General features: G+C 60.4%; 22 protein-coding genes and 1 pseudogene. 9 read left to right on the top strand and 14 right to left on the bottom strand.

What is annotated here, in order from left to right:
- Nucleotides 1-107 precede the first annotated feature (107 nt).
- Entirely contained in the window at nucleotides 108-290 is a 183-nt protein-coding gene (locus J4E42_RS05470) for a hypothetical protein (protein WP_008038747.1), read from the top strand.
- The gene (locus J4E42_RS05465; RefSeq protein WP_207284777.1) at nucleotides 287-2275 is read left to right on the top strand and encodes a sensor histidine kinase; all 1989 of its coding nucleotides are present in this window, start codon (nucleotides 287-289) and stop codon (nucleotides 2273-2275) included. Before J4E42_RS05470 ends, J4E42_RS05465 begins: the two co-directional genes overlap by 4 nt.
- Nucleotides 2276-2400: 125 nt before the next feature.
- Here the strand turns inward: J4E42_RS05465 and J4E42_RS05460 are convergent, their stop codons facing one another.
- From J4E42_RS05460 to J4E42_RS05445, 4 genes are read right to left on the bottom strand one after another with little or no spacing between them, the layout of a single operon-like run.
- A complete protein-coding gene (locus tag J4E42_RS05460; RefSeq protein ID WP_008031292.1) occupies nucleotides 2401-2958 on the bottom strand; it encodes a DUF4136 domain-containing protein in 558 nt (185 codons plus the stop codon).
- Between the two features lie 54 nt (nucleotides 2959-3012).
- The gene (locus tag J4E42_RS05455) at nucleotides 3013-3627 is read right to left on the bottom strand and encodes a DUF4136 domain-containing protein (RefSeq protein ID WP_207284776.1); all 615 of its coding nucleotides are present in this window, start codon (nucleotides 3625-3627) and stop codon (nucleotides 3013-3015) included.
- A gap of 12 nt (nucleotides 3628-3639) precedes the next feature.
- On the bottom strand, nucleotides 3640-4389 hold the full coding sequence (locus J4E42_RS05450; RefSeq protein WP_192226984.1) for a methyltransferase domain-containing protein: 750 nt from the start codon (nucleotides 4387-4389) through the stop codon (nucleotides 3640-3642).
- Nucleotides 4389-4691, bottom strand: coding sequence for a MazG-like family protein (locus J4E42_RS05445; RefSeq protein ID WP_007951009.1), 303 nt, complete (start codon nucleotides 4689-4691; stop codon nucleotides 4389-4391). Before J4E42_RS05445 ends, J4E42_RS05450 begins: the two co-directional genes overlap by 1 nt.
- A gap of 270 nt (nucleotides 4692-4961) precedes the next feature.
- Here J4E42_RS05445 and J4E42_RS05440 point away from each other — a divergent pair, with 270 nt between their 5' ends.
- Both J4E42_RS05440 and J4E42_RS05435 read left to right on the top strand, forming a co-directional pair.
- Nucleotides 4962-5255, top strand: coding sequence for a hypothetical protein (locus J4E42_RS05440; protein ID WP_008031285.1), 294 nt, complete (start codon nucleotides 4962-4964; stop codon nucleotides 5253-5255).
- Between the two features lie 159 nt (nucleotides 5256-5414).
- Nucleotides 5415-6764 carry an MATE family efflux transporter gene (locus J4E42_RS05435; RefSeq protein WP_207284775.1) on the top strand — a complete coding sequence of 450 codons (1350 nt, stop codon included), beginning with the start codon at nucleotides 5415-5417 and terminating at the stop codon, nucleotides 6762-6764.
- Here J4E42_RS05435 and J4E42_RS05430 read toward each other — a convergent pair.
- From J4E42_RS05430 to J4E42_RS05385, 10 genes are all read right to left on the bottom strand, one after another.
- Entirely contained in the window at nucleotides 6758-7543 is a 786-nt protein-coding gene (locus tag J4E42_RS05430; protein WP_207284774.1) for a DUF4123 domain-containing protein, read from the bottom strand. The two genes, J4E42_RS05435 and J4E42_RS05430, sit on opposite strands and share 7 nt — an antisense overlap.
- On the bottom strand, nucleotides 7540-8856 hold the full coding sequence (locus J4E42_RS05425; protein ID WP_207284773.1) for a contractile injection system protein, VgrG/Pvc8 family: 1317 nt from the start codon (nucleotides 8854-8856) through the stop codon (nucleotides 7540-7542). The genes J4E42_RS05430 and J4E42_RS05425 overlap by 4 nt, the downstream gene beginning before the upstream one ends.
- Nucleotides 8857-9089: 233 nt before the next feature.
- The gene (gene speA / locus J4E42_RS05420) at nucleotides 9090-11003 is read right to left on the bottom strand and encodes an arginine decarboxylase (RefSeq protein ID WP_192226980.1); all 1914 of its coding nucleotides are present in this window, start codon (nucleotides 11001-11003) and stop codon (nucleotides 9090-9092) included.
- Nucleotides 11004-11220: 217 nt separating this feature from the next.
- Complete coding sequence (locus J4E42_RS05415) at nucleotides 11221-11592, bottom strand: translation initiation factor Sui1 (RefSeq protein ID WP_008031278.1); 372 nt, start codon at nucleotides 11590-11592, stop codon at nucleotides 11221-11223.
- A gap of 291 nt (nucleotides 11593-11883) precedes the next feature.
- Entirely contained in the window at nucleotides 11884-12441 is a 558-nt protein-coding gene (locus J4E42_RS05410; RefSeq protein ID WP_207284772.1) for an NUDIX hydrolase, read from the bottom strand.
- Between the two features lie 3 nt (nucleotides 12442-12444).
- Entirely contained in the window at nucleotides 12445-13512 is a 1068-nt protein-coding gene (locus J4E42_RS05405) for a DUF2333 family protein (protein WP_008031276.1), read from the bottom strand.
- Between the two features lie 153 nt (nucleotides 13513-13665).
- A complete protein-coding gene (locus tag J4E42_RS05400; protein ID WP_207284771.1) occupies nucleotides 13666-14142 on the bottom strand; it encodes a hypothetical protein in 477 nt (158 codons plus the stop codon).
- Nucleotides 14139-14645 (bottom strand): Hcp family type VI secretion system effector, encoded by a 507-nt coding sequence (locus J4E42_RS05395; protein ID WP_207284770.1) that lies wholly within the window; start codon nucleotides 14643-14645, stop codon nucleotides 14139-14141. The genes J4E42_RS05400 and J4E42_RS05395 overlap by 4 nt, the downstream gene beginning before the upstream one ends.
- Nucleotides 14624-15139, bottom strand: a complete 516-nt coding sequence (locus J4E42_RS05390) for a hypothetical protein (protein WP_310650439.1) — start codon at nucleotides 15137-15139, stop codon at nucleotides 14624-14626. Before J4E42_RS05390 ends, J4E42_RS05395 begins: the two co-directional genes overlap by 22 nt.
- A 212-nt stretch (nucleotides 15140-15351) precedes the next feature.
- On the bottom strand, nucleotides 15352-16503 hold the full coding sequence (locus J4E42_RS05385) for a DUF2515 family protein (protein WP_207284769.1): 1152 nt from the start codon (nucleotides 16501-16503) through the stop codon (nucleotides 15352-15354).
- 315 nt (nucleotides 16504-16818) lie between these two features.
- Here J4E42_RS05385 and gcbA point away from each other — a divergent pair, with 315 nt between their 5' ends.
- From gcbA to accB, 5 genes and pseudogenes are all read left to right on the top strand, one after another.
- Nucleotides 16819-18489 carry a diguanylate cyclase GcbA gene (gene gcbA / locus J4E42_RS05380; protein ID WP_008031270.1) on the top strand — a complete coding sequence of 557 codons (1671 nt, stop codon included), beginning with the start codon at nucleotides 16819-16821 and terminating at the stop codon, nucleotides 18487-18489.
- A 1492-nt stretch (nucleotides 18490-19981) separates the two neighbouring features.
- Nucleotides 19982-20488: pseudogene (locus J4E42_RS29680) on the top strand (methyl-accepting chemotaxis protein); the annotation flags it as partial.
- Between the two features lie 163 nt (nucleotides 20489-20651).
- Complete coding sequence (locus J4E42_RS05370; protein ID WP_207284767.1) at nucleotides 20652-22391, top strand: protein-disulfide reductase DsbD; 1740 nt, start codon at nucleotides 20652-20654, stop codon at nucleotides 22389-22391.
- 131 nt (nucleotides 22392-22522) lie between these two features.
- Nucleotides 22523-22978 (top strand): type II 3-dehydroquinate dehydratase, encoded by a 456-nt coding sequence (gene aroQ, locus J4E42_RS05365; protein WP_008031265.1) that lies wholly within the window; start codon nucleotides 22523-22525, stop codon nucleotides 22976-22978.
- Nucleotides 22979-23002: 24 nt separating this feature from the next.
- Nucleotides 23003-23467, top strand: a complete 465-nt coding sequence (gene accB, locus J4E42_RS05360) for an acetyl-CoA carboxylase biotin carboxyl carrier protein (RefSeq protein ID WP_008038728.1) — start codon at nucleotides 23003-23005, stop codon at nucleotides 23465-23467.
- Nucleotides 23468-23474 lie beyond the last annotated feature (7 nt).

Genomic DNA, 23474 nt, shown 5'->3' with positions numbered 1-23474 from the left:
ATCAGCCTGATCAGTAGGACAAAGCACTGTATCGGGTAAAAAACGTCCGTTTTGGCTGAATGATTCTATGCTGACATTACATAGTGATAGTCAGGGTAGACGCACTCATGAAAACAAACCTCCCCCGCAAGCAAACAAATGCCGTGGCCACCACGGAACCGAGCCGGCAATTGGACTGGATTCCCGCCGAGCTGAATTTCAATCTCTCCCGCGCCACTTATGTGGGCGGGATATTGAAGCTCCCTGATCTGCCGGCGACCCTTGCCGCCCGTTCGAGCCTGCAACCTTGAGTTCCGGGGACAAGCTGTTCGGGCGTCTGCTCAACCGCCATCCACCGCCGCCACCGGAAGTCCCCAGCACCCTGAGCGTGCCAGGTGTCGGCTTACAGATGCGCCTGGACGCCGAAGGCCGGGTCATTCATCTGGCGGGCCCGCTGCGCCATGGCCTGGCCCAGCAGCACCCCGCCGCGCAGGCGCCGCTTCTACACGATTACCTCATGCCGCACAGCAGCCTCGCCGTCCAAGGCTCACCGGCCGACTGGCAAGGACAAAGTCTGGATCTGGACTTTTTCAGCCTCAGCGGGCAACCCTTGCACCTGCGCGGCTGGGTGCAGCCGTTGGCCGATGCCTGGCTGTTGCAGTTACTGGACATCGGCGATTTGTTGTACGAACGCCGGCAAGCGCGCAGCCGCGAACTCTGCCAGTTGCTCGCGACACAGATCGGCGACCAGTTGCGCCTGTGCAGCCTGGCGCGCCTGCCCGACGTACTGCTGGAACAACTGCAACATCTGGCGCGGCGTTTTCAAATTCCGTGCATGGCCGTGGCGTTGCTGGATGAACAGGAAGACGGCTGGCAGATCCACCAACATTACGCGGCCTTTGATGCGCCCCGGCTGTGGCAAAACGGTCAACGCCTGGGCACCGGGCTCGACAGTTTGAACGGCTCCGCCCCGCAGCATTTGACCCTCGGCGAGCACCCGCGCCTGCACAGCCTCTTCGGTAATGCCGAAGGGCTTGCGGTGCCTTACCACGATGCGCAAGGCGTGGTCGCGTGGTTGCTCTGTGGTTTTTACCCGGTGCAACAACGTGCACCCGACGTCGGAGAGCGCGACTGGCTGCAGCTCGCCGCCGCGCTCGCCGGGCCATTGCTGGAGCGTTTGCGTGAGCATCAGCACCATCTGCAACTGGAGCGACTGGAATCGCTGCAAGCCTTGCTCGGCAGCGGATGGTGGGAAATTTTCAGCGACAGCGCCGAGGTGCAATTGGCGTCGTCGCTGGCCAACACACTGAACCTGATCAGCACACGCATGCCGCTGCACGCCTGGCTCGAGCAAGTCCACCCTGTCGACCGCAAAGCGCTGCGCAGTCGCCTGCAAGACTTGCAGGACGACGGCACACCTTTATTGCTCTGCGTGCGCCTGCATCACCCCGACACGCCGACCTGGTATCGCCTGCAAGGGCAAGCCATGGGCGTCGGCAAAGACCGGCGGCTGGTGGGTTTCATGCTCGACATCAGCGACATCAAAAACCAGCAACAGGACGCCGCGACGGCCCAGAGCGCGAAAATGGCCACCCTTGGCGAAATGGCCACGGGCCTGGCGCATGAAATCAGCCAGCCGCTGAACGTGATGCGTCTGGCCATCGTCAACGTGCTCAAGCGCCTGGACAGCGGTGAAGTGCAGGTCGACTACCTGATCGACAAACTCAACCGCATCGATGCCCAGGTCCAGCGTGCGGCTCGGGTGGTGGATCACATGCGGGTGTTCGGCCGCCGCTCGGAGGCCGAGCAGCATCCCTTCAATCCGGTTGACGCCATCGGGGGCACGCTGTCGCTGCTGGCCGAGGAGTTGCGAGGCAAAGGCGTCGAGCTCAGGGTCAGCGAGACCGGTTTCCAGGTTCAGGTGCGTGGCAATGTCGATCAGCTGGAACAGGTGCTGATTAACCTGATGGTCAACGCGCGGGATGCATTGCTGAGCAGATGCGAAACGGATGGGGATTTCAAACCGTGGATTTCGCTGCACACCGAACGTGACGAGCATTCAGTGCGACTGTGGGTCGAGGACAACGGTGGCGGTATCGATCCGCAGTTGCTGGAGCGGATTTTCGAACCGTTTTTCACCACTAAACCGGTGGGTGTGGGTACGGGGCTGGGGTTGTCGGTGAGCATTGGCATCATCGAGAACATGGGGGGAACACTGCGTGCGAGCAACTCGGCCGAGGGCGCTCGGTTCTGTATTGAGTTGCCGATAGCAGTGGACGATCAAGTCACCCGATAGGCTTTGCCTTTAAGTCCAGACAACAGAAAACCTGTAGGAGCCAGCTTGCTGGCGATGGCGGTGCCATATTCAACATAGATGTTGAGTGTTGAACCGCCATCGCCGGCAAGCCGGCTCCTACAGGTTTATTTGGGTGGGTAATTGGCGAGTATCCGCCCGACCGTCTCACGTATCGCTGTGCTGCGGTCCGACGGGTTCGGCGTGCGGCTGAGGATTTGTTCGTCACTGCCGCGCCACACCAGTTTGCCGTCCTTGCCGTCGAGCAGGTCGATCTGGATGATCGCCACTTTGTAGCTGATGTTGCGGGTTTCGTTGTACATCGGCCCGCCCCAGTAGCCATTCCACGGGTTACCCCAAGCGCCGCCGTAGTTGGTGGTCACTTGTTGCTGACGGTCTTCGACGATCAGGTAGGTTTGCACACTCACATCACCCTTTTTGCCCGCAGCGGCAGGACGAAGGCCACGCTGGTCCAGCTGATCGGCCACCGATTGGCGGATGCGCTGTTCGGTCAGGTCGCTCTTGATCCGTGGGTCATCGGGGCGATATTGCAGGGCGGGGTCTTTCCAGCTCCAGCTGCGATAGGCGGCAAAATCGCGGCTGGCGTCGAAGTCATGATTGACCTGGTTGGCGGCGCAGGCTGTCAGGAGCGCGGCCACTGCCAGTAAAACGAGACGGCGGAACATGATGATTCTCCGATTGAAGACATGAACCTGTGAAACGCTTCTTTTTTACAGAAGCTAACTAGGAGGATACGCCGACATGGCCTTTTCCACAGCCTCCCGAATGGCATCGGCGCGTGCACTCTGGCTGCCTTTGTTGCTGGTTTCGGCGCTCGAACTCCAGACGGGTTGACCGCTTTGAGCATCGAACATGTCCACCTGTACCACCACGACCTGTTCCGAATAGGTGCGCACGATCGGCACCGTGTTGTACATGCCATAACCGCTGCCGTAGCGGTTGTAGCCGCCATACCCGCCGCCGTAGTAACCGTAGTCGTCCTGAACCTGCCGCAAGCGGGTTTCCAGATGCAGATTGGCGCTGACGAACAGGTCCGCCGGACGATTGTCGTGCAGCGGGCGCAAGCCGCGCTGATCGAGGGCGTTGCTCACGGCTTCGGCGACTTGCGCCGAGTCCGCCCACGCCGAACCCGGCGGCAGTTGCCCATTGAGCCAGGCCCAACTGTGGTAGCGGCCATAGTCACGCGGCGGGGCCGGATAGGCGCTGCGGTCGAACGTGTTGGCGGCCTCGGGCGGTGCCGGCGGCAAGGGGTTGGACGTCGCCACATAAGGGTTGCTGCCCTGGCAGGCAGCCAATCCCAGACAGATCACCAGTAACCCGGTACGACGTTTCATTTCGCCCTCCGATCAGATCGGCCGACAGATCCAGTGCAGGTAGCGTCCAAGCCCGGCAAAACTTGGGTGACGCCGGTGGGCCAGCTCCATTTCAAGCAAGTCCACCAGTTCGGCGCGAGCCTGAAATTCCACTGGCATGTAGTCGTGAAAAACACGAACCCCGCTCTGGGTTTCGACCTGCCACAGACCTTCAAGTTGCACCGCCAATTCACGCGGATCAAGGGGCTGTTGCGGCGTCAGGCTCTGCTTTTCGCCGGCCATGTCGTTCTTGCGCATTTTGCGGAAGTGGCCCTTGAGCAGGTTGCGGTAGATCAGTGCATCGCGGTTGTAAAACGCCAGGGACAACCAGCCGTCCTGCTTCGTCAGTTGATGCAGCACCGGCAGAATCGCGTGGGGTTCGGCCAACCATTCCAGTACGGCATGGCACAACACCAGGTCGTAGGGTTCGGTGAGCTGACCGAGCAGGTCCTGCCACGGCGCCTGAATAAAAGTGGCCGTCTGGCCTGCATCAGCAAAGCGCTGGCGCGCCCCTTCAAGCATGGGTTCGGCAGGTTCGGCCAGTGTCACGTCATGCCCGCGCTGGGCCAGCCACAACGACATGTGGCCCAGGCCGGCGCCGATGTCGAGTACGCGCAAGGGGCGGTCCGGCAGGGTTTCCGCCAGGTCGGCCTGAAGCACCGCCAGACGGATCGCACCTTTGGCACCACCGTAAATCTTTTCGGCGAAGCGGGTCGCCAGTTGATCGAAATGACGGTCGCTCATCAGCTGAACCTCCGTTCACTGTCCGCGAGTTTGCTGCGCACCACTTCATTCATGTCCAACCCCAACTCGCTGCACAGCAGCAGTAGATAGAGCACGATGTCGCCGACTTCCTGCCCGGCATGGGCGAGTTTGTCCGCCGGCAACTGGCGCGACTGGTCTTCGGTCAGCCACTGGAAGATCTCCACCAGCTCGGACATTTCCACGCTCGCGGCCATGGCCAGGTTTTTCGGGCTGTGAAATTGCCGCCAGTCATTGCGGTCACGGATGGCGTGCAGGCGTTCGGTCAGTTCAACAAGGTTCATCGGGCTCTCCTGAAGGCGTATAGCTTCGGGGGGATGGCCGGGGATGGCAAGTGGCGTTAGCTCCTGTAGGAGCTGAGCTTGCTCGCGATGGCGGTGTAAATGGCAGCATTTATGTTGGATGTTCCACCGCTTTCGCGAGCAAGCTCTGCTCCTACAAGTGCATCAACGAAGCAGAATCTTGCGTCATACTCATACGATTGCCGTATCGGGGAACTCGGCGCTGCGATGACTGGCCCAAGGCTCAACCACTTACATCAGGACGTTAACGACATGCAGGTAGACAGTTTTTTCGAATGGCTCGGCCAGGCGCTCGGCTCGGTCATCCGCTTTATCGTTGACGCCCTCAGCGGCCTGTTCAATCAGTTGAGCAACGCCGGTAGCAACTTCGTCGAAGGGTTGTCCAGCGCGCTGGGCATGGACACCTCGATCATCAGTATCATTGCGCTGATCCTGGGGCTGATGCTGTTGTGGTCGGCGATCCGGGCGTTCATGAATGCGTCGATCATCATGGGGATCATCTGGTTGCTGCTGGGGTTGTGGTTGCTTAGCTGGATAATCCACTGACACCACCAATCTCCTGTAGGAGCGAGACCGGCTTGCCGGCGATGGTGTGTCAGCTACGCAGGTGTCGGCTGACACACCATCGCGAGCAGGCTCACTCCTACATTCGATCGCTGCGGATTCGGATGTATCGCTACAATGCCCGCTCCCCAAGGAGCCTGCATGTCCAACCTGATTGCCGACTGGCGCGACCGCCCGACCCATCGCCGGGTCTGGGCGCTCGCCGCGCCCATGATTCTTTCGAACATTTCCGTGCCGCTGGTGGCGCTGGTCGACAGTACGGTGATCGGTCACTTGCCCCACGCCCATCAGTTGGGCGCAGTCGCGGTCGGGGCCAGTCTGTACACGTTTCTCGCCTGGGCCATGGGCTTTCTGCGCATGGGCTCCACCGGGTTTGCCGCCCAGGCCGCCGGACGCGGGGATGGCGCGGCGTTGCGGCAGATCCTGTTGCAAGGCCTGTTGCTGGCCATGGGGCTGGCCATTGCCTTGGGTGCGCTGGGCATTCCGTTGAGCGGTGTCGCGCTGCACTTCATGCAACCTTCAGCGGAACTGGATCAACTGACCCGCGAATTCTTCCACACGCGATTGTTCGGTCTGCCTGCGGCGCTGGCCAGTTACGCGTTGGTCGGCTGGTTCCTCGGCACGCAAAACGCCCGGGCGCCGCTGGCGATTTTACTGAGCACCAACCTGGTCAACATTGCACTGAACCTGTGGTTCGTCCTCGGCCTGGAATGGGGCGTGGTCGGTGCGGCCCGGGCCTCGGTGATCGCCGAATGGACCGGCGCGCTGATCGGCCTGCTGATGACCCGCAAGGCACTGCGCGCCTACCCCGGTCACATCGCCTGGGCCGCGCTGGCGCTGTGGCAGAGTTGGCGACCGCTCCTGGCCGTGAACCGCGACATCTTCATCCGCAGCCTGTTGCTGCAATCGGTGTTTTTCCTGATCACCGTACAAGGTGCGCGGCTGGGTGACGCCACGGTCGCCGCCAACGCGTTGCTGCTCAATGGTTTGCTGCTGACGGCCCACGCGCTCGACGGGTTGGCCCATGCCGTGGAAGCGCTGTGCGGGCACGCGATTGGCGCCCGCGACCGGGACGCACTGCGTCGTTCATTGGTCGTCGCTTGCGGGTGGTCGCTGTTGGCGAGCCTGGGGTTTGCCGTGCTGTTCCTGTTTGCCGGGCACTTGTTCATCGAGATGCAGACCGACATTCAGAACGTACGCGACACGGCGTTCGTCTACCTGCCCTACCTCGCCGCCCTGCCGTTGATCGCGGTCTGGAGCTATTTGCTCGACGGGCTGTTCATCGGCGCAACCCGCGCCCGGGAAATGCGCAACGGCATGCTGCTGACCGTGATCCTGCTGCTGCCATTTGCCTGGGCGCTGCAAGGTTTGGGCAACCACGGGCTGTGGATAACTTTCCTGTTGTTCATGGTGTTGCGCAGCGCGACCCTCGGCACAATCGCCTGGGTGCTGCGCAACAACGATGGCTGGTTCGCGGGTCGGGTTCATTGAGGCTGATTGTTCTGCCAGCATTTGCGCAGGCTATCGAGGCGCTCCTGCTGCGTGAGCCCCGACAACGGCTGCACCAGCGAAGCTCGGGGGTTCTGCAGGCGCAGCCATAACCAGCCATCGAGTACCGGCCGCTCGCTGAAACCCAGCGCCAGCCCTTCCTGCACATGGGACCACAGGCTGCTGAAATCGGCCCCGATGGATTGGCTCCAGTGCCAGGCATGCTGCTCCAGCAGGCAGGTTTGCAGGGTTTCGCGCTGACGTGAACTGAGGCTTTCTTCGACCGCCAGCGGGCTGACGGCGAGCCCCGGGTTGAGCAACTGTTGCCAGCCCTCGCTGCCGATCGCGTGATCGGCCCAGGTCCCGCCGAACCAGTGCAACTGGCTGATCGGGCCCAGCCAACGACTCAGTTCCCGGGCATCACAGGCATCGAAAAAGTAACTGGCGGTGTTCGGGTTGTAATAACTCAACAAGGCCCGATGGTGCAGCCCGCAAGAGACGATGAGCATGCGGCGCAAATGCTCCAGCAACTGTGAGGACGACACCTCGCTGACGATCAGCAAGCCACGCCAGACCTGCATTTGGCTGTAGCACAACTCGGCCAGTGCCGGGCACGTTCGAAGGTCGATGAGTACCGGGCCGTCTTCGCGCAGTGCCTGCAGTTCGGTGCCCTCGAACAACCAGAACCACTGGGCCTGCGCGAACACCTGATGCAGTGTTGCGCTCGCTTGAGCTGCACTCGGGACATCCAGCAACAGCCATTGCGGGGTTGCGCCAATCATGCCGCACCGCTCTGGCCAAACAGCGTCGCCGCCCGGCAGGTGCAAAGCGCCTGCGGGCAGTGACTGAAGCTGCCGCCGCCGGGCAACAGGCACAACACCACCAAGGGCTCGCCCGAGCGCAGGAGTTCCAGCAAGCCGTCATGGGGTGATCCGTCCTCAGTCGGGCTGGGCTCCTCAACCTCTTCGAGCGACGACAGCGCGTGAAGAAACCCGCAAATCAGCGGCTGATCCGGATCGCCCTCGATAAAGCTCACCACCACTTCGGTCCCTTCGCTCAGCGGCGAGGCGGTCGGCCCTTCCAGCTCAGCCGCCAACGGCAGCCAACAATGACTGGGCGCCGCGCCTTCGCCCTGATAGAGCCAATCAAACTGCACGGCAATCGGTCTGGAAGGATCGGGCCGTGGCTCATCGACGTCGACCACCCAGGCTCGTTGCAGGCTGTGCATCCGTGGTTTCACCGCGCAATGCGGCGAGACGAAAGGTAACTCCCAGTGAATCGCACGGATCTGGTTGCTGTACGGGGCCAATGGATCCTGACTGCCCTGATGGTCGACATGGGTCAGCAACCACAGATGATTCCAATCGGCGACCGGATGGCCAGACAAGGGCATCAACTGACCGCTGCGCAGCGTCGGCAGGTCCGTGCAGCCTTCGGCACTTTGCGCGGTGCGTTGCTCTGCCTGAAGCTGAAACCGGCGCACTGCAGGAGAAGCTTGCCCGACCGCGAACACCGCGTTTTCGCCGAGACGAAAATGCCCGTGGCCGTCACCGAACACCACGCAATGCCCATCACTCTGATGCTCGAAATGGTAGTGAAGGCGTTCCTGGGCACACAGACGCTGGAGAAACTGCAGATCCGATTCCCGATACTGCGTGCAGAAATCACGGAGCGGGTAATCGCCAGTCAATTCGAAGCGTCGGTCCCTGCCGGTAATGCCGTGTTCCTTGAGCACCTGGCTGAGGATCTCGGGCACCGACAACGTACTGAAAATCCGCTGGCTGAAACGCTGGGACAGGCACGTCAGCTTCGGCCCCAGACGCACGTGGCAAAGCCTCACGCTCGGACCATGGTCACGCTGGACCAGTTCATGCAGTTGGCCATGGAAAGCGCTGCCCTCTGGCCCGAAATGCAAAACGGCCGGGCGGTACAGCAGGCTCGCGAGGTCCAGCTTCGGGTCATTGATCAGCAGATCCACATCGAACACAAAGGGCTCGCTGATCGCTTCTCTACCGGTAAAGGCCAGGACTTCGAAAGGGTCGGGCAGACCGGCTACATCCAGACGAAATGAAGGTTCGTTGACTGGATCGAACATCGGCGATTCTCTACAGGAGGGGCGGCCGGGGATTCTCGCCGAGAGACATGGCCGAGTAGAGTGCCGAAGTACAACTTAGGAAATGGCCTACGCGAAAAGAAGACCATATGGCTTTGATAGCCGGGAGTGTGGGACGTTTCGCTTGAAAACAGAGAACCGCCGCACCAGGTCATCTGAAATTTCCGCAGCGTGCGGAACATTTTCAGACAACCTGGCGAGAACGGCGACTTACCTCAGGAAGACAGGTAAGACGAACGGGTCAGGCCCAGACGCAGGGCGTCGAGGAACTGGGTGCGCTCGGCCGCGGTGATGCGCGCACTGGCGCACTTGTCGCGGTAGTGGGTCATCAGCTCTTCCGGCGACAAATGCACGTAACGCAGCATGTCTTCGATGGTGTCGTGGGTTTCGATACCCGCGTGGTACACGCTGCCGTCGGCATTCTGGTAGATGTTCACCGAGTCGGTGTCACCGAACAGGTTGTGCATGTCGCCAAGAATTTCCTGGTAAGCGCCGACCAGGAAGATCCCCAGCAGGTAGTCTTCGCCCTCATTCAGAGCGTGCACGGGCAGGCTGGTCTCGATGCTCTGCTCGTCGACGTATTGCTTGATCTTGCCGTCGGAGTCACAGGTCAGGTCTTGCAACACCGCGCGGCGCAGCGGCTCTTCGTCGAGACGGTGCAGCGGCAGGATCGGCAGGACCTGGCCGATGGCCCAGGTGTCCGGCAGGCTCTGGAATACCGAGAAGTTGCAGATGTACTTGTCGGCCAGCTTGTCGTTGAGTTCGTCGAGCACCTGACGGTGCGAACGCTGACGCGCCTTCAACGAGTTGTGCAGGCGACGGCACACGGCGAAGTAGCATTGCTCGGCCAGGGCTTTTTGCGCCAGGGTCAGCTTGCCGTCGGCGTACTGGGTGGCCACGTCGCTCATGTAGTGAGTGGCGCGCCAGTAGGTTTCGGTGACCATTTCGATGTCGGTCGGGCCGAGCAGGTCAACCAGCCACTGCACGGTTTCCGGCAGCTCTTCCTTGTTGTCGATCTTCGGCACGTCGTCGTTGTGTTTTTCAACGTCGGTGACTTGCACCACCAGCATCGCGTGGTGGGCGGTCAGGGAACGGCCGCTTTCGGAGAAAATGTTCGGGTGCGGCAGGCTCTGCGCGTCGCAGAACTCCTTGAGCATCCCGACCACGACACCGGCGTAATCGTCCATGTCGTAGTTGATCGAGCTGGCGTTACGCGAGTGCGTGCCGTCGTAGTCGACGCCCAGACCGCCACCGACGTCGATGTGGTCAACCGGCAGGCCGAGGTTGCGCAGTTCGCCGTAGTAACGAATCGCTTCCTTGAAACCGTGCTGGTAGTCCGCCAGGTTGGCGATCTGCGAGCCCATGTGGAAGTGCAGCAGACGAATGCCCTGGTCCAGACCCGCCGCGCGGAAACGCTCGACCACCGACAGCAGTTGCGCCGCCGACAGACCGAACTTGGATTTCTCGCCACCGGTGTCCGCCCACTTGCTCGAAGCCAGGGACGACAGGCGCACGCGCAAGCCGACCTGCGGCTTGACCTTCAGCGAGGCGGCTTCTTCGATCACCAGGCCGACTTCGGATTCTTTCTCGATCACGATGAACACGTTGTGGCCAAGCTTCTGGCCCATCAGCGCCAGCCGAATGAACTCGCGGTCCTTGTAACCGTTGCACACGATGGTGCCGCCCTTCGGCGCCAGTGCCAGCACGGCCAGCAGCTCAGGCTTGGAGCCAGCTTCCAGGCCGATGGACACGTTCTGCGTGGCGATGATGTTTTCGATCACCGCTTCTTGCTGGTTAACCTTGATCGGGTACAGCGCGGTGTACTTGCTCTGGTATTCCAGGCGCTCGATGTTGGCATCGAAGGCGCCGGTCAGCTGACGCACGCGGTCTTGCAGAATGTCCGGGAAACGCACCAGCAGCGGCAAGGACAAGCCACTTTTACGCAGCTGGTCGACTTGCTCGAACAGGTCGATAGGCGAACTGGCCGGACCGTTCGGACGAACCTCGACGCGACCGGCGTCATTGATCGCGAAATACCCGGCCCCCCAATGGCGAATCCCGTAAACACTGCGGCTGTCCGCAACTGTCCATTGGCTGCCATCGTCTTTGCGTGTGCGTCGTACGGACATTGAAGTCCCCTATAAAGAAGTCATAGAGCGTCGCCTGGGTTCAGGCCGGCGCAGTCTAAAGGATGAAAATGACGGTTCGTCAACGAGGGGATAGACCTCGCTGACCGCAGTGAGTTTAGAAACCGGTCAGAACAGGCTCTGTGAAAACCATGTAGGCGACGCCAGGCCAGAAGAAGTCAGGACCGGGTCAAGCCGAGGGTGGTTTTCACAGAGGCTGCTAGCCGCCGGACTTCTTTGCCTTGAAACCGAGTTTGATCAGCTCGCCCAACAGCAGCTCGACATGATCGCCCTGGATCTCAATGATTCCGTCTTTCAACGCCCCACCGGTGCCACAGCGTTTCTTCAACGTGGTGGCCAGGTCCTTGAGCGCGTCTTCAGCCAACGGCACGCCGGTGATGGTGGTCACCGTCTTGCCGCCACGGCCCTTGCTTTCGCGACGCACGCGAGCGATGCCGTCGCCGGCCGGGATAACGGTCTGTTTGCAGATACAGGCGTCCACCGGCTTACTGCAATCCGGGCAATGACGACCTGCGTCGGTGGAAAATACCAGGCCACCAAGGGCGGCGAAGGATGCGGCTTTTTTGGCCACCGGCAATCCTCTTGGGAGGACAAAGACTGGTCGCGGCAACCTGGGCAGGTGCCATCGACCGCGAAGCCCCACTCAGGCAGGGGCAGCGCTACTGAACCGAAACAACCCTGTAGGAGCGAAGCTTGCTCGCGAAGAACGCAAGAACGATGCGTACAATCTGGATGCACGCGTTATCGTTAACGTCCATCGCGAGCAAGCTTCGCTCCTACAAAGAGCAATACGGTTCAGCTTGAAAAGGTCGCGCAGTGTAACGGCAAAAAGCCGACTTGCTAAGAGCCAATCGGCGCCAATTTATGCCTCTTTTGCGACGTCCTCGCCACGAGCCCGGAGATAGCGCTTCAACGCGGCCAGAGAGTCCGGGCAGTAAGGCTTTTCGTCGATTTCCCGAAGCACTTCATCGATTGGCAAAAAGCGCGCTTCGAGCACCTCTTCCGGTTGCAGGATCAACGGCCCGTCCCACACCGCCGAAAACGCCGAACACCACAAACGATTGCCGGTGTCTTCGAAGAAAAAATGGTCATGGGCAGTGAGTTCCACCCCGCTCACGCCCAACTCTTCTTCAAGCTCGCGGGCGGCCGATTCGGCGTAGGTTTCGCTGGCGAGCACCATGCCCCCCGCCGCCACGTCCCAGTAACCCGGATAAATCGCTTTGCTCAGGGTGCGCCGGTGAACGCAGAGTTCGCCAGCCGAATTGAACAGCATGATGTAGGTACCGCGTCCGATCAGCCCGCGCTCGCGCAGGTCCGAGCGGACCAGAGCACCGATCAGGTTGTCCTGCTCGTCGACCCAGGCGATCTGTTCGGCATCCGAGGCCGCGCGGTGGGCGGCCTCTCTGGCGTTATCGACCATGACTCAGCCCTGATTGAGCAGTTGACGCAAATCGATCACTGCGGCGTTGGCCCGGGAAATGTAATTGGCCATGACCAGCGAGTGGTTGGCCAGTACGCCGAAGCCGCTACCGTTGAGAATCATCGGGCTCCAGACCGGTTCCTGCGACGCTTCCAGTTCACGAATGATCTGGCGCACGCTGACGGTCGCGTTCTTCTTCGCCAGCACATCGGCGAAGTCGACTTCGATGGCACGCAGCAAGTGGGACAAGGCCCAGGCCTGACCGCGAGCTTCATAGAACACGTTGTCGATCTGCATCCACGGGGTTTCGACGATTTCCTCGTCAACCTGTGGCACCTGACCCGGCGCGACCACTTCAGTCTTCAGCGCGGTGTTCAGTTTGACCCGGCCAACGCTGGCCGACAGGCGTTGCGACAGCGAACCCAAACGAGTGCCCACATCGCCCAGCCAGTTGTTCAGGTTGTCGGCGCGGGCATAGAACAGCGCGTTTTTCTGCAAAGGATCGGACAGGCGCGCCTGATAGCGGCTCAGGGAATTGATGCCTTCCTGATACTCGGACTCGCTGGAGGGCAGCACCCAGCTTTTATTGTCGAAGTTGAAACGCGGCTCGGCTTTCGCCAGATCGGCGTCTTCGGCCGATTGCGACTGCGAACGGGCGAAGTCTTTGCGCAGCGCCCGCGTCAGATCGCGGACCTGGACCAGCACGCCATATTCCCAGCTCGGCGTGTTGTCCATCCACAGGCCCGGCGGGAAACGGTCGTTGGAGATGTAGCCGCCCGGTTTGGTCAGCAAGGTATCGGCGACGGTCTTGAGTGTTTCGACCGTGGTGTAGCCGATGACCATTTGCTTGCCTTCTTTCTCGGCCGCCACTTGAGCATTCTGTTGTACCGGGAACAGCGCCGGCTCCTGGCTCCAGTACCAGCCAAGCACAAAGGCCACAATCAGATAGAGGCCGATCAGCGTGGCCAGCGCCCGACTGAACAAAAGGCCACCGATGTAACTGCGGGTAGCCGATTTCGGTTCAGCGGCACGTTCAGGCGCGCTGCCCGCGCGGTTCTTCCAGTCCAGCATGGCGATATCCTTTCAATCACTTGAGTTCATCGGTTCGACCACAACCATACAACAACGTGCCTTTGCCCGGCACCCGTCGTCGGGTTATCCGCAGAAATTAGCGTCAGGTCTGTGACAACCGTACGCCGATGAATTCTAGTCGCCCTGCCAGGGTTAAACGCCAGCGACCTTCATTGAAATTTGCTGGACTTCAGCCGAAATAAAAAGATGCGCAATGCCCTTGCCGTCGGTCCTGCGTGGCGCCGTGTCCCCATCCACCGTCGCGATGTAGTGATGAAGCGCCAGCGGCTCACCCGTTACGCTGTCTACGAGGCGAAAGACCCTTGGCGTTCTCGACGGCTGAACAGGCGGATTTAGCATCAGCTCCATTACCTTTGGATCAAAGGTCCTCTCCGGCATTACCCAGTCAGCGTAATCGGCTTCAGGCCCGACCAACCGCCATTCTCCCCGCTCGATCGGGTCGAGCACCTCGCTCTCGATATCGATCAACAGGCCGGCACGCAACTCGTCCATTCCATCGATAAGCTGCCGATCTTGCAGCGCCTGGCGCACAAGCTCCAGCGCTTGCTCACTGGGCCAGGCATGTTGACGCTCCCATTCGGACAGATCGAGCTCGTTGACCAACCTCATCCCGACACCTCAGTGCTCCACTCATCGGAACCCATGGTTCGACTGACTTCATGCCGCCAGTAGATGCGCCGGTAACTGAAATGGACTTTCTCCACTTGAGTGAGGTGAGCGGTACCGGGATCCTGGCAATGCGGCATGAGCACTTCAGCGCCGATGATCACCGCGTCTTCCAGTTCCATCGTATAAAAGTGTTCCTGGATTCCCTGAGCCGAGGAGCGATACCACTCGACGCGGCATATTTTTAGCAATTCTCCAGAACATAAAGCGTTGTTGATCAGCGGAGTCGCTTTGTCGATGGCCTTGGTGACGATCAAGGGTTTGTGCATCCGACGACCTGCGCCCGACCCTTTCGGTACGAAGATCCCGTGGCTCAGGGCCTGGATCATGATTTGGTCCTCACGCCCCTTTTGATAAGTGTTACCCACCGATGCCTCAGTAAAAGCACCAGCGCTGATCAGGCCTTGGTGTTCGCCGTGGAGGGTCATGAAGGCGGGGGTTGGCATGGTGGGGCTCCTTTGGTTTTTTTGGGAAACAAGGGGGTGAGCGGGATGGATTGATCCAATTCGATTAGAGCGTCTTCATCCCCATCTTCTGCGAAAGGCGTCCACGGTTTGCTGATCGACAGTGTGATGAGGTAGCGCTCTTCATCAGGCCGTTGGTCGTATTTGAAACGGTGGACGTACATCAAGACTTGATATTTTTTGCCGGCCTTCCAGTAAACCGAGCCTCCTTTGTCTCGCAGCTGCGCTCGCCATTCAGGCGTGTCGGCAAAGGGTGGATAGCGTGTCCTACCGGCCACCCTCCATCCCCCTCCGCGCCACTGGTCTTGTAAATCCAGCGCTACTTCCAGGGCACCATCGAGCAGTAGTGGCTCGATCTGCGGGGACATGCGGATACCGAAAATGATGTTGTCGTCAAATCCGACACTAAAGAAGCGCGCGGCGGGAGTGGTGAACCCAAATTTCGGGTCGACGAACCGCAATTTCGCATCGGTCATGGGGATACCGGACCAGATATGTCCGCGTATCTCCGGACTAAAGGGGGCTGAAGAATTTCTGCGTAGATCTTCATACGTCCCGCCTATTTCCAGGACGATTTCGGGTTCATCCCACAACGGTTGCCTCAACTGATGTATGGCAGCCCATATCAAGGCACTCAGAAGTAGAAGGCAGGCACAGCAGCGCCAGCCGAATAACCGTGGTTGCAGAGTCATAGCCCGAGACTGCTCAATGCGATTTCGTTGATCGACCGTTCTAACGCATAACGGTTGTGGTCACCGAGCATCTGATCAAAACGCGCTGCAGCCTGGAGAACGAATGCCATTCGCTGCGTGATGTCGGACAAGTCCGCCAACGGGTTGTCGCCAAAATCGATGGTGCGCCCATCCTCGACACGTTGGCATTGACTGGTAAGCGTCAACTCAATTGCCTGCGCAACGCCTGAAGGAAACCCCGTGACGTAGGAAGCGTGGTTGGCACGCAGCAACGCCACCAATTGACGGTTCTGGTAAATCGTCGGTTGGAGGATATTGTTCTGCTCATGCCGCGCCAAATGCTCAACACTTGCGGCGATGTCTCCGTCCTCTATCGCCTCAAAGCCCAGCAAAATTTCGAAGTGAGCCACCCCGAACTTCAGCGTTTCCTCCCCCGCTGGCCACAACACCGGGAACTTCGGATGCCCGTAAATTCTCTTCCGGGCGTCCAGGCACTTCTTCAACTCCCTCAAACCCCGTTTCGCATAAAACTCATGCAACGGAAAAACATCCAGAAACAGCGTGGTATTCCCCAGCGCCATCATGTCGTGCACATGCCGGAACTGTTGTTGCACCAACGACAAATCCTCATCCGCAGAACGAAAATCCACAGAGGGCACCGGATTGCGCGCATCCGCTTCCTTATAGTCACGCAACTCTTGCGCCTGCCCGGCCATCCTGTCCGGCGTCAGCAAACCGTGCTCTCGACGACTGTCACGCATACGCTCCCGCGACTCATGCTCTTCACGGATCAGTTCGATGCTGTCCGCCGCGTGAAGCAACCCGCAGCCCACCTGCTTGGAGGCAAACGCCGCCAGCCCGGCCCATTGAAACCTGGAATCGTGCAACCAGAGTCGAGCGTACGCAGCGTTGATAACGCGGTTGCGCTCGACAGGGTCGGCAATCAATACCCCTCCAGGTGCGACGATGTCCTCCGCCTCCCGCTGGTAGTGTCGCCATAGGCACGCGCACGTCAGAATCGGGACGTCGGTAACAAAAGTCTTGCTCCCATAGAGCAGTTCCTCTTTGCATTCACAATCAGCAACGGGGGTGCTGTTGTGATTCAGGCGCTGCTCGTCGCTGGGATGTTCTTTGAAACACTGGGTCATGATGGGCCGATGGCATCTAAGGGTTTCCCTGACACCCTACCAGCCGAAAATCCGGTTCAAGTCTGCCGGCGAAAAATCAGAACTCCCTGACAAGTAACGCTCGCCGGGATGACAGACGATTCGCGAAAACAGGCAGGAGAGGCCCTGATCATGGGTAATGCCAGATCACCGACACACATTTTCAGACCCGCCAGTCAGAAACTGAATGACGTCGCATTGCAGATTATTGACATACGACACTCATGCGACTGAAAAGAGGTGCTAGCATAGAGCCACCAGTCGATCTCAGCATGCACCCTAACTAGTAGTCAGGATATGACCGAGCCAGAAGACCCCAGCCGTGAGCGCCTCAAGCACCACTTTGCCCAGCGGGTAATTCATCAGGCACGTCAAATTCTTGAGATCTGGCAGCGCCTGCAACGCAGTGAGTGGTCCACCACCGACTTATCGGAATTGAGTGAAGCCAACCTGCGCCTGCTGCGTTTCGCCGAGCGCTTCGAACAACCGGAACACACGCAACTGGCACGCCACATCGGCCAGTCGCTGGAGGCTGTCGACGCCAATCGCGGACGCCTCAGCAGCGGCCTGATCACTGACCTCAATCGCTTGATGCAGCGCCTGTCGCGTACCGGCCTGCGCCATGGCGATCAGCTCGAACAAACCTTCCTGCCGCCGTTGCGCAAGCCGATCTATGTGATGCTGCAGGATCACGACCGTGCCGAGCGACTGGCCAAACAACTGGAATTTTTCGGCCTCAGCGCCCAGTCCCTCGACAGCGTGTCGGCGTTTCGCTCCTCGATGGTCGAGCGTTTGCCTGCCGCGATTGTCATGGACGTGGACTTCAGCGGCCCCGGCGTCGGCCTGAAACTGGCCGCCGAAGCCCAGGTCGGTCTGGATGAACCGTTGCCGCTGCTGTTTTTCAGCCTGCTCGAAACCGACACCCCGACCCGCCTCGCCGCCGTGCGTGCCGGTGGCCAGGAATTTCTCACCGGCACCCTCGAAGCCTCGAGCCTGCTGGAGAAAATCGAAGTCCTGACCTGCGTCGCGCAGTACGAACCTTATAAAGTGCTGATCATCGACGATTCCCGCGCCCAGGCCTTGCACACCGAGCGCCTGCTCAACAGCGCCGGGATCGTCACGCGCACCTTGATCGAGCCGATCCAGGCCATGGCCGAACTGGCGGATTTCCAGCCCGACCTGATCATTCTCGACATGTACATGCCGGCCTGCACCGGTACGGAACTGGCCAAAGTGATCCGCCACAATGACCGCTATGTCAGCGTGCCGATCATTTACCTGTCGGCCGAAGACGATCTGGACAAGCAGCTCGACGCCATGAGTGAGGGCGGCGACGACTTCCTGACCAAACCGATCAAGCCCCGACACCTGATCACCACCGTGCGCAACCGCGCGGCGCGGGCGCGCAATCTGAAAGCGCGGATGGTCCGCGACAGCCTCACCGGGCTGTACAACCACACGCACATTCTGCAATTGCTCGAAGACTGCAGCTTCCGCGCCCGCCGCGAGAGCAAGCCGCTGAGCTTCGCGATGCTCGACATCGACCACTTCAAACGGGTCAACGACAGCCACGGGCACCCCATGGGCGACCGTGTGATCAAGAGCCTGGCGCTGTTTCTCAAGCAACGATTGCGCAAGACCGATTTCATCGGCCGCTACGGCGGCGAAGAGTTTGCCATCGTCATGCCGGACACCGATATCGAAGCGGCCTGTAAAGTCCTCGACGAAATCCGTCAGCGCTTCGCCGAAATCCATTACCCCGCTCAGCCCCAGGACCTCTGGTGCACGTTCAGCGCCGGGGTGGTCGAGCTGTGCGAAGACTCCGACGGCCTGATGATGGCCAGCCAGGCGGACGAGGCGCTGTACCGTGCCAAGCATGCCGGACGCAACCGTGTACAAGCCGCACGGACATCAAAGCAAAGTGCCACTTTTTCATCGGAATCGACCCATTCAGTCATAACCCTGTAACAGAAACGCAATAACTTCAGGCACTTACCATTTCGCCGTTGGTAGTCCCTTGATGCGTCTGAAGCTGCTGACCAATCTCAATACCCTCCTTCTAGTCGCCGTGTGCGTGGCCCTCGGCGCCACGCTTTGGTGGTCGCAAAAAGCCCTGGAGCGCCCCTATCTATTGATGGAGCGCTACCTCGGGTTGTCCCAGCAATTCCAGAATGAAGTGGCGCGCAACATCGAGGACTACCTGGCCAGCGGCGATGCCCTGCGCCTGAGCAGCGCCAGCCAAGCCATCGACGGCCTGCAAAAGGAACTCGCCGAGCTACCGCCGACGCTGGCCGACAGCTTGCGCCCGAGCCTGTCGAACCTGGATGAATTCAGCAAAACCGACCTGTTGGCCGCAGGCAAACTCGCGGGCGATCCTCAGGCGCTGTTGCTGCAAGCTGAACGCGAACTCGGCGCCAGCCTCGACCAGTTGAGTCAATACGCCAGCAGCAACGCGAACTATCTGACGCCATTGCTCGCGGCCTCCCAACACCTGGGCAAACTCTCTTTGGCGCGGGACAAACTGGTCAGCAGCGGCCGCAGCGAACTGGCCGCCGATGTCGAGCGCGAAGTCACCAACATCCGCACGCAAGCCGAGCTTCTGAACGCCTTGCCGCTCTTGGGCGTGACCAGTAAAAGTGAATCGGGCACCGACGATTTCGCTGCAATGATGGGCCTGGAGAACACCGAAAAAACCGTTGCGGAAGATGCCGGCGTCGGCCTCAAACGCGAGCTCAACAGCCTGCTCACGCGCTATCCCGCAGAGCTTGCGCGAACCCGCGAGCAGATCCAGAAACGCGCCGACCTCAGCGCCGCGACTCACCAGAAAATCGCTGCCGTGCAACAGTCCATCGCCGGGCTGGAACCGGTGGTCCGTGCCCAGCACGGGCAGATCCAGAGCGAAGTGCGGCTGATGCAAGGGGTGATGATCGGCCTGATTCTGCTGATCGCATTACTCATCGACACCCTGCAGCGGCGCCTGGCCCGGACGCTGACCAACCTCGCGCCGGCACTCTCAACCTGGGCCGAAGGCGACTTCAGCCGCGACATCGAATTGGGCAAGACCAATCGCGAACTGCATGACATCCAGGCCTCGCTCAATCGACTGCGCGCCTACCTCGTCGATCTGGTCGGAACCATTCGCCTCAACGCCGAGCAGGTTGCCGGCAGCAGCCGCACCCTGGCCGAGTTGAGCAATGATTTGCACAGCGGCGCCGAACATCAGGCGGGAGACACCGCGCTGATCCGCGACTCCCTCGGCGAGCTGGAAGCGACCATTCAACAAGTCGCCGGCGATGCCAGCCAGGCTGCCGACGCCAGCCGCCATGCTGGATTGGCGGTGGAACATGGACAGAAAGTCATCGGTTTGAGCCTCACCGGGCTGCATGCGCTGGTGGGCGAAGTACAAAGCAATGCACAGATGATCGAACACCTGGCCGAGGAGTCCGCCACCATCGGCGGCGTGCTGACGGTGATCCGCTCGATTGCCGACCAGACCAACCTGCTGGCCCTGAACGCCGCCATTGAAGCAGCCCGCGCCGGGGAAATGGGACGCGGGTTTGCCGTCGTGGCGGAAGAGGTTCGGTCATTGGCGCAGCGCACCGCAGGCGCTACGGCGGAGATCCAGAACTTGATCGCTGGCCTGCAGACAGCGGCCCGAGAGTCGGTGGAAGGCATGCGCGCGCAGGTTGAACACGCGGAGGCGACGGCCAACCAGGCCCAGGCGGCCGATGGCGCGCTGGATAAAATCGTCGGGGCGATCCAGACGATCTCCGACACCGCCGTACGCATCGCCGATGTCACGGCTCAGCAGAGCGGAGCCGTCAGCGAAATCCGCGATCACAGTGAGCGGATTCACCAATTGGGCGGGGATAACTTGCTGCGTATCGGTGAGGGACGTGAGCAAGGCGAGCATTTGTTGGTGTTGGGCGGGCGGTTGCATACGGCCGTTCAGGCATTCCGCGTCTGACAGACCGCCATCGCCGGCAAGCCGGCTCCTACAAGGACGCCGCCGTACCTGTAGGAGCCGGCTTGCCGGCGATGGCGCCAGAACAATCACCACAGAACTCCCCGCCCTGCACGCCCCGCAACTGTCCGCTATCATGCCCCCAATTCCGATACGCGAGATCGTCATGCGCCGTTTGCTCTGCCTGCTGCTTTTAGTGCTCGCCCTGCCGGCCACCGCCGCCGGTTTGCTGGAGAGTCGACCCAGTTCCACCCTGGGCTCGATCAACAACAGCGCCGACTTCCTGCCGGTGCGCGAAGCCTTTCAACTGAGCCTGATAGACAGCACGCCACAATCGATCAAGCTGCGTTTCGTCGCCACCGAGGGTTATTACCTCTACCGCCATCGCTTTCAGTTTCGCGCCGACCCCGCCGAGATCGTAGTCGGCCCGGCACAGCTGCCCAAAGGCGAGCAGAAACACGATGAATACTTCGGCGACGTCGAGGTTTACCACGGGATTCTCGATGTAGAACTGCCGCGCAGCGATCAACGCGCCTTCACGCTGGCGGTGACCTATCAAGGGTGTGCCGACAAAGGCCTGTGCTATCCGCCCGAGACCGAACGCCTGAGTATCGACGGCAGTGGCGGCACAACCACGAGCTGGAGCTGGCGGGAACTGGCATTGTTCTTCCTTGCGGGCCTTGGCCTGACCTTCACCCCTTGCGTGCTGCCGATGCTGCCGATCCTCTCCGGCGTGGTGTTGCGCGGCCAGGTGGGTGGCTTGCGCGGTTTCAACCTTTCGCTCGCTTACGTGCTGCCGATGGCCGCCTGCTTCGCCCTGCTCGGTGCGCTGATGGGGATGTTCGGCGCGCAGCTCAACCTTCAGGCGCGGCTGCAATCGGCGTGGGTGCTGGTGCCGTTCGCAATGTTTTTTGCGCTGTTTGCCCTGGCGATGTTCGGCGTCTTCGAACTCAAGTTGCCGCACGCGATCAGCAGTCGGCTGGACCGCATCGCCGGGCGCACCGAAGGCGGTTCGTTGTGGGGCGCTGCGGTGCTGGGCGTGGTTTCCAGCCTGTTGGTTTCACCCTGCGTCTCGGCACCGCTGGCCGGCGCGCTGCTGTACATCAGCGCCAGTGGCGATGCGTTGGGCGGCGGCTTGAAACTGTTCATGCTCGGCCTCGGCATGGGCGCACCGCTGTTGCTGGTGGCCACTGGCGGCGCCGCCTGGCTGCCGAAAAGCGGACCATGGCTGGTCTACGTGAAAAACGCGATTGGCGTGTTGTTGCTGGGTCTGGCGATCGGCCTGCTCAGCCGCGTGCTGCCGGGGCAGATCACTTTGTTGCTGATCGGCTTGCTGGCCGGTGGTGTCGGTTTGTTCATGGGCGCGCTGGAGTTCGTCTACAAACCTCCGCGAAAACGCCTGGGCCAGTTGCTCGGGATGTTCCTGCTGTTTTATGCACTGGCCTGTTGGTATGGCGCCTTCAGTGGCCAGACCGATCCGTTCAACCCGATCGGCCAGCCGCGTGTCGTCAGCAGCAACGAGCAATCGCAGAACACCAGCGACTGGCAAACCGTCACGACTCCGGCCGAACTCGATCGCGTCCTCGCCGAAGCCAAATCCTCCGGCACCCCGCTGCTGCTCGACTGGTACGCCGACTGGTGCATCAGCTGCAAAGTCATCGAACACAAAGTGCTTAACGACGCGCAGGTCGTCGAACGCCTCAAGGGTTATCGGCTGATTCGCTTCGACATCACCGCCAGCAACGCCGAGCAACGCGCCCTCCTCGACCGCTACACACTATTCGGCCCACCGGCGCTGATGTTTTTCGGCAAGGACGGTGTCGAACGCGCCGATGTACGAGTGATCGGCGAAATCAGCGCCACGGACTTCGCCGAACGTGTATCCAAAGCAAATGACCGGATTTAATCACCCGGTCACATATTTCGCGCAAACATCGGCCATCGTGCTGGCTATTGCATAGAACTGGACAGTCACAAAGGCTTTGCGGCATAGTCGCCGGGTTCTGACAAATGCACACGGATAACGAGGAACAGCAGATGGCGACCCTATTGGTTCTGCACGGCCCCAACCTGAACATGCTCGGCACCCGTGAACCGGGCACCTATGGCGCTACGACACTGGCGCAGATCAATCAGGACCTGGAACGCCGCGCTCGTGAAGCCGGCCATCATTTGCTGCACCTGCAAAGCAACGCCGAGTACGAATTGATCGACCGCATCCACGCTGCCCGCAGCGAAGGTGTGGACTTCATTCTGATCAATCCAGCAGCTTTTACACACACAAGTGTCGCATTACGTGACGCGCTGCTGGCGGTGAGCATCCCATTCATCGAAGTGCATTTGTCTAACGTGCACAAACGCGAACCTTTCCGCCATCACTCTTACTTCTCCGACGTAGCGGTGGGAGTGATCTGCGGCCTTGGCGCCAGCGGTTATCGACTGGCCCTGGAGGCTGCACTAGAGCAGCTTGAACAACAAGCTATACGCCCCTGACCGACCCTTGGGAGTTGATGATTCATGGATATCCGTAAAGTTAAGAAACTGATCGAACTGCTGGAAGAGTCCGGCATCGACGAGCTCGAGATCAAGGAAGGCGAAGAGTCCGTTCGCATCAGCCGCCATAGCAAAACCCCGGCTCAGCAATACTACGCTCCGGCGCCAATGCACGCTCCGGCTCCAGCGCCTGCCGCTGCTGCCCCGGTTGCCGCCGCTGCCGCTCCTGCTGCACCGTCCGCCCCTGCCCTGAACGGCGCCGTTGCCCGTTCGCCAATGGTCGGCACCTTCTATCGCAAATCTTCGCCAAGCTCGCCGTCCTTCGTTGAAGTCGGCCAGACCGTGAAGAAAGGCGACACCCTGTGCATCGTCGAAGCCATGAAGATGATGAACCACATCGAAGCTGAAACCAGCGGTGTGATCGAATCCATCCTCGTCGAAGACGGCCAGCCGGTTGAGTACGACCAACCGCTGTTCACCATCGTTTGAACCGCGG

This window comes from Pseudomonas sp. FW300-N2A2 (assembly GCF_017351735.1).
GTDB lineage: Bacteria > Pseudomonadota > Gammaproteobacteria > Pseudomonadales > Pseudomonadaceae > Aquipseudomonas > Aquipseudomonas migulae.
The sequence above is the reverse complement of the archived record's forward strand: the minus strand, read 5'-3'. Positions and strand labels throughout refer to the sequence as shown.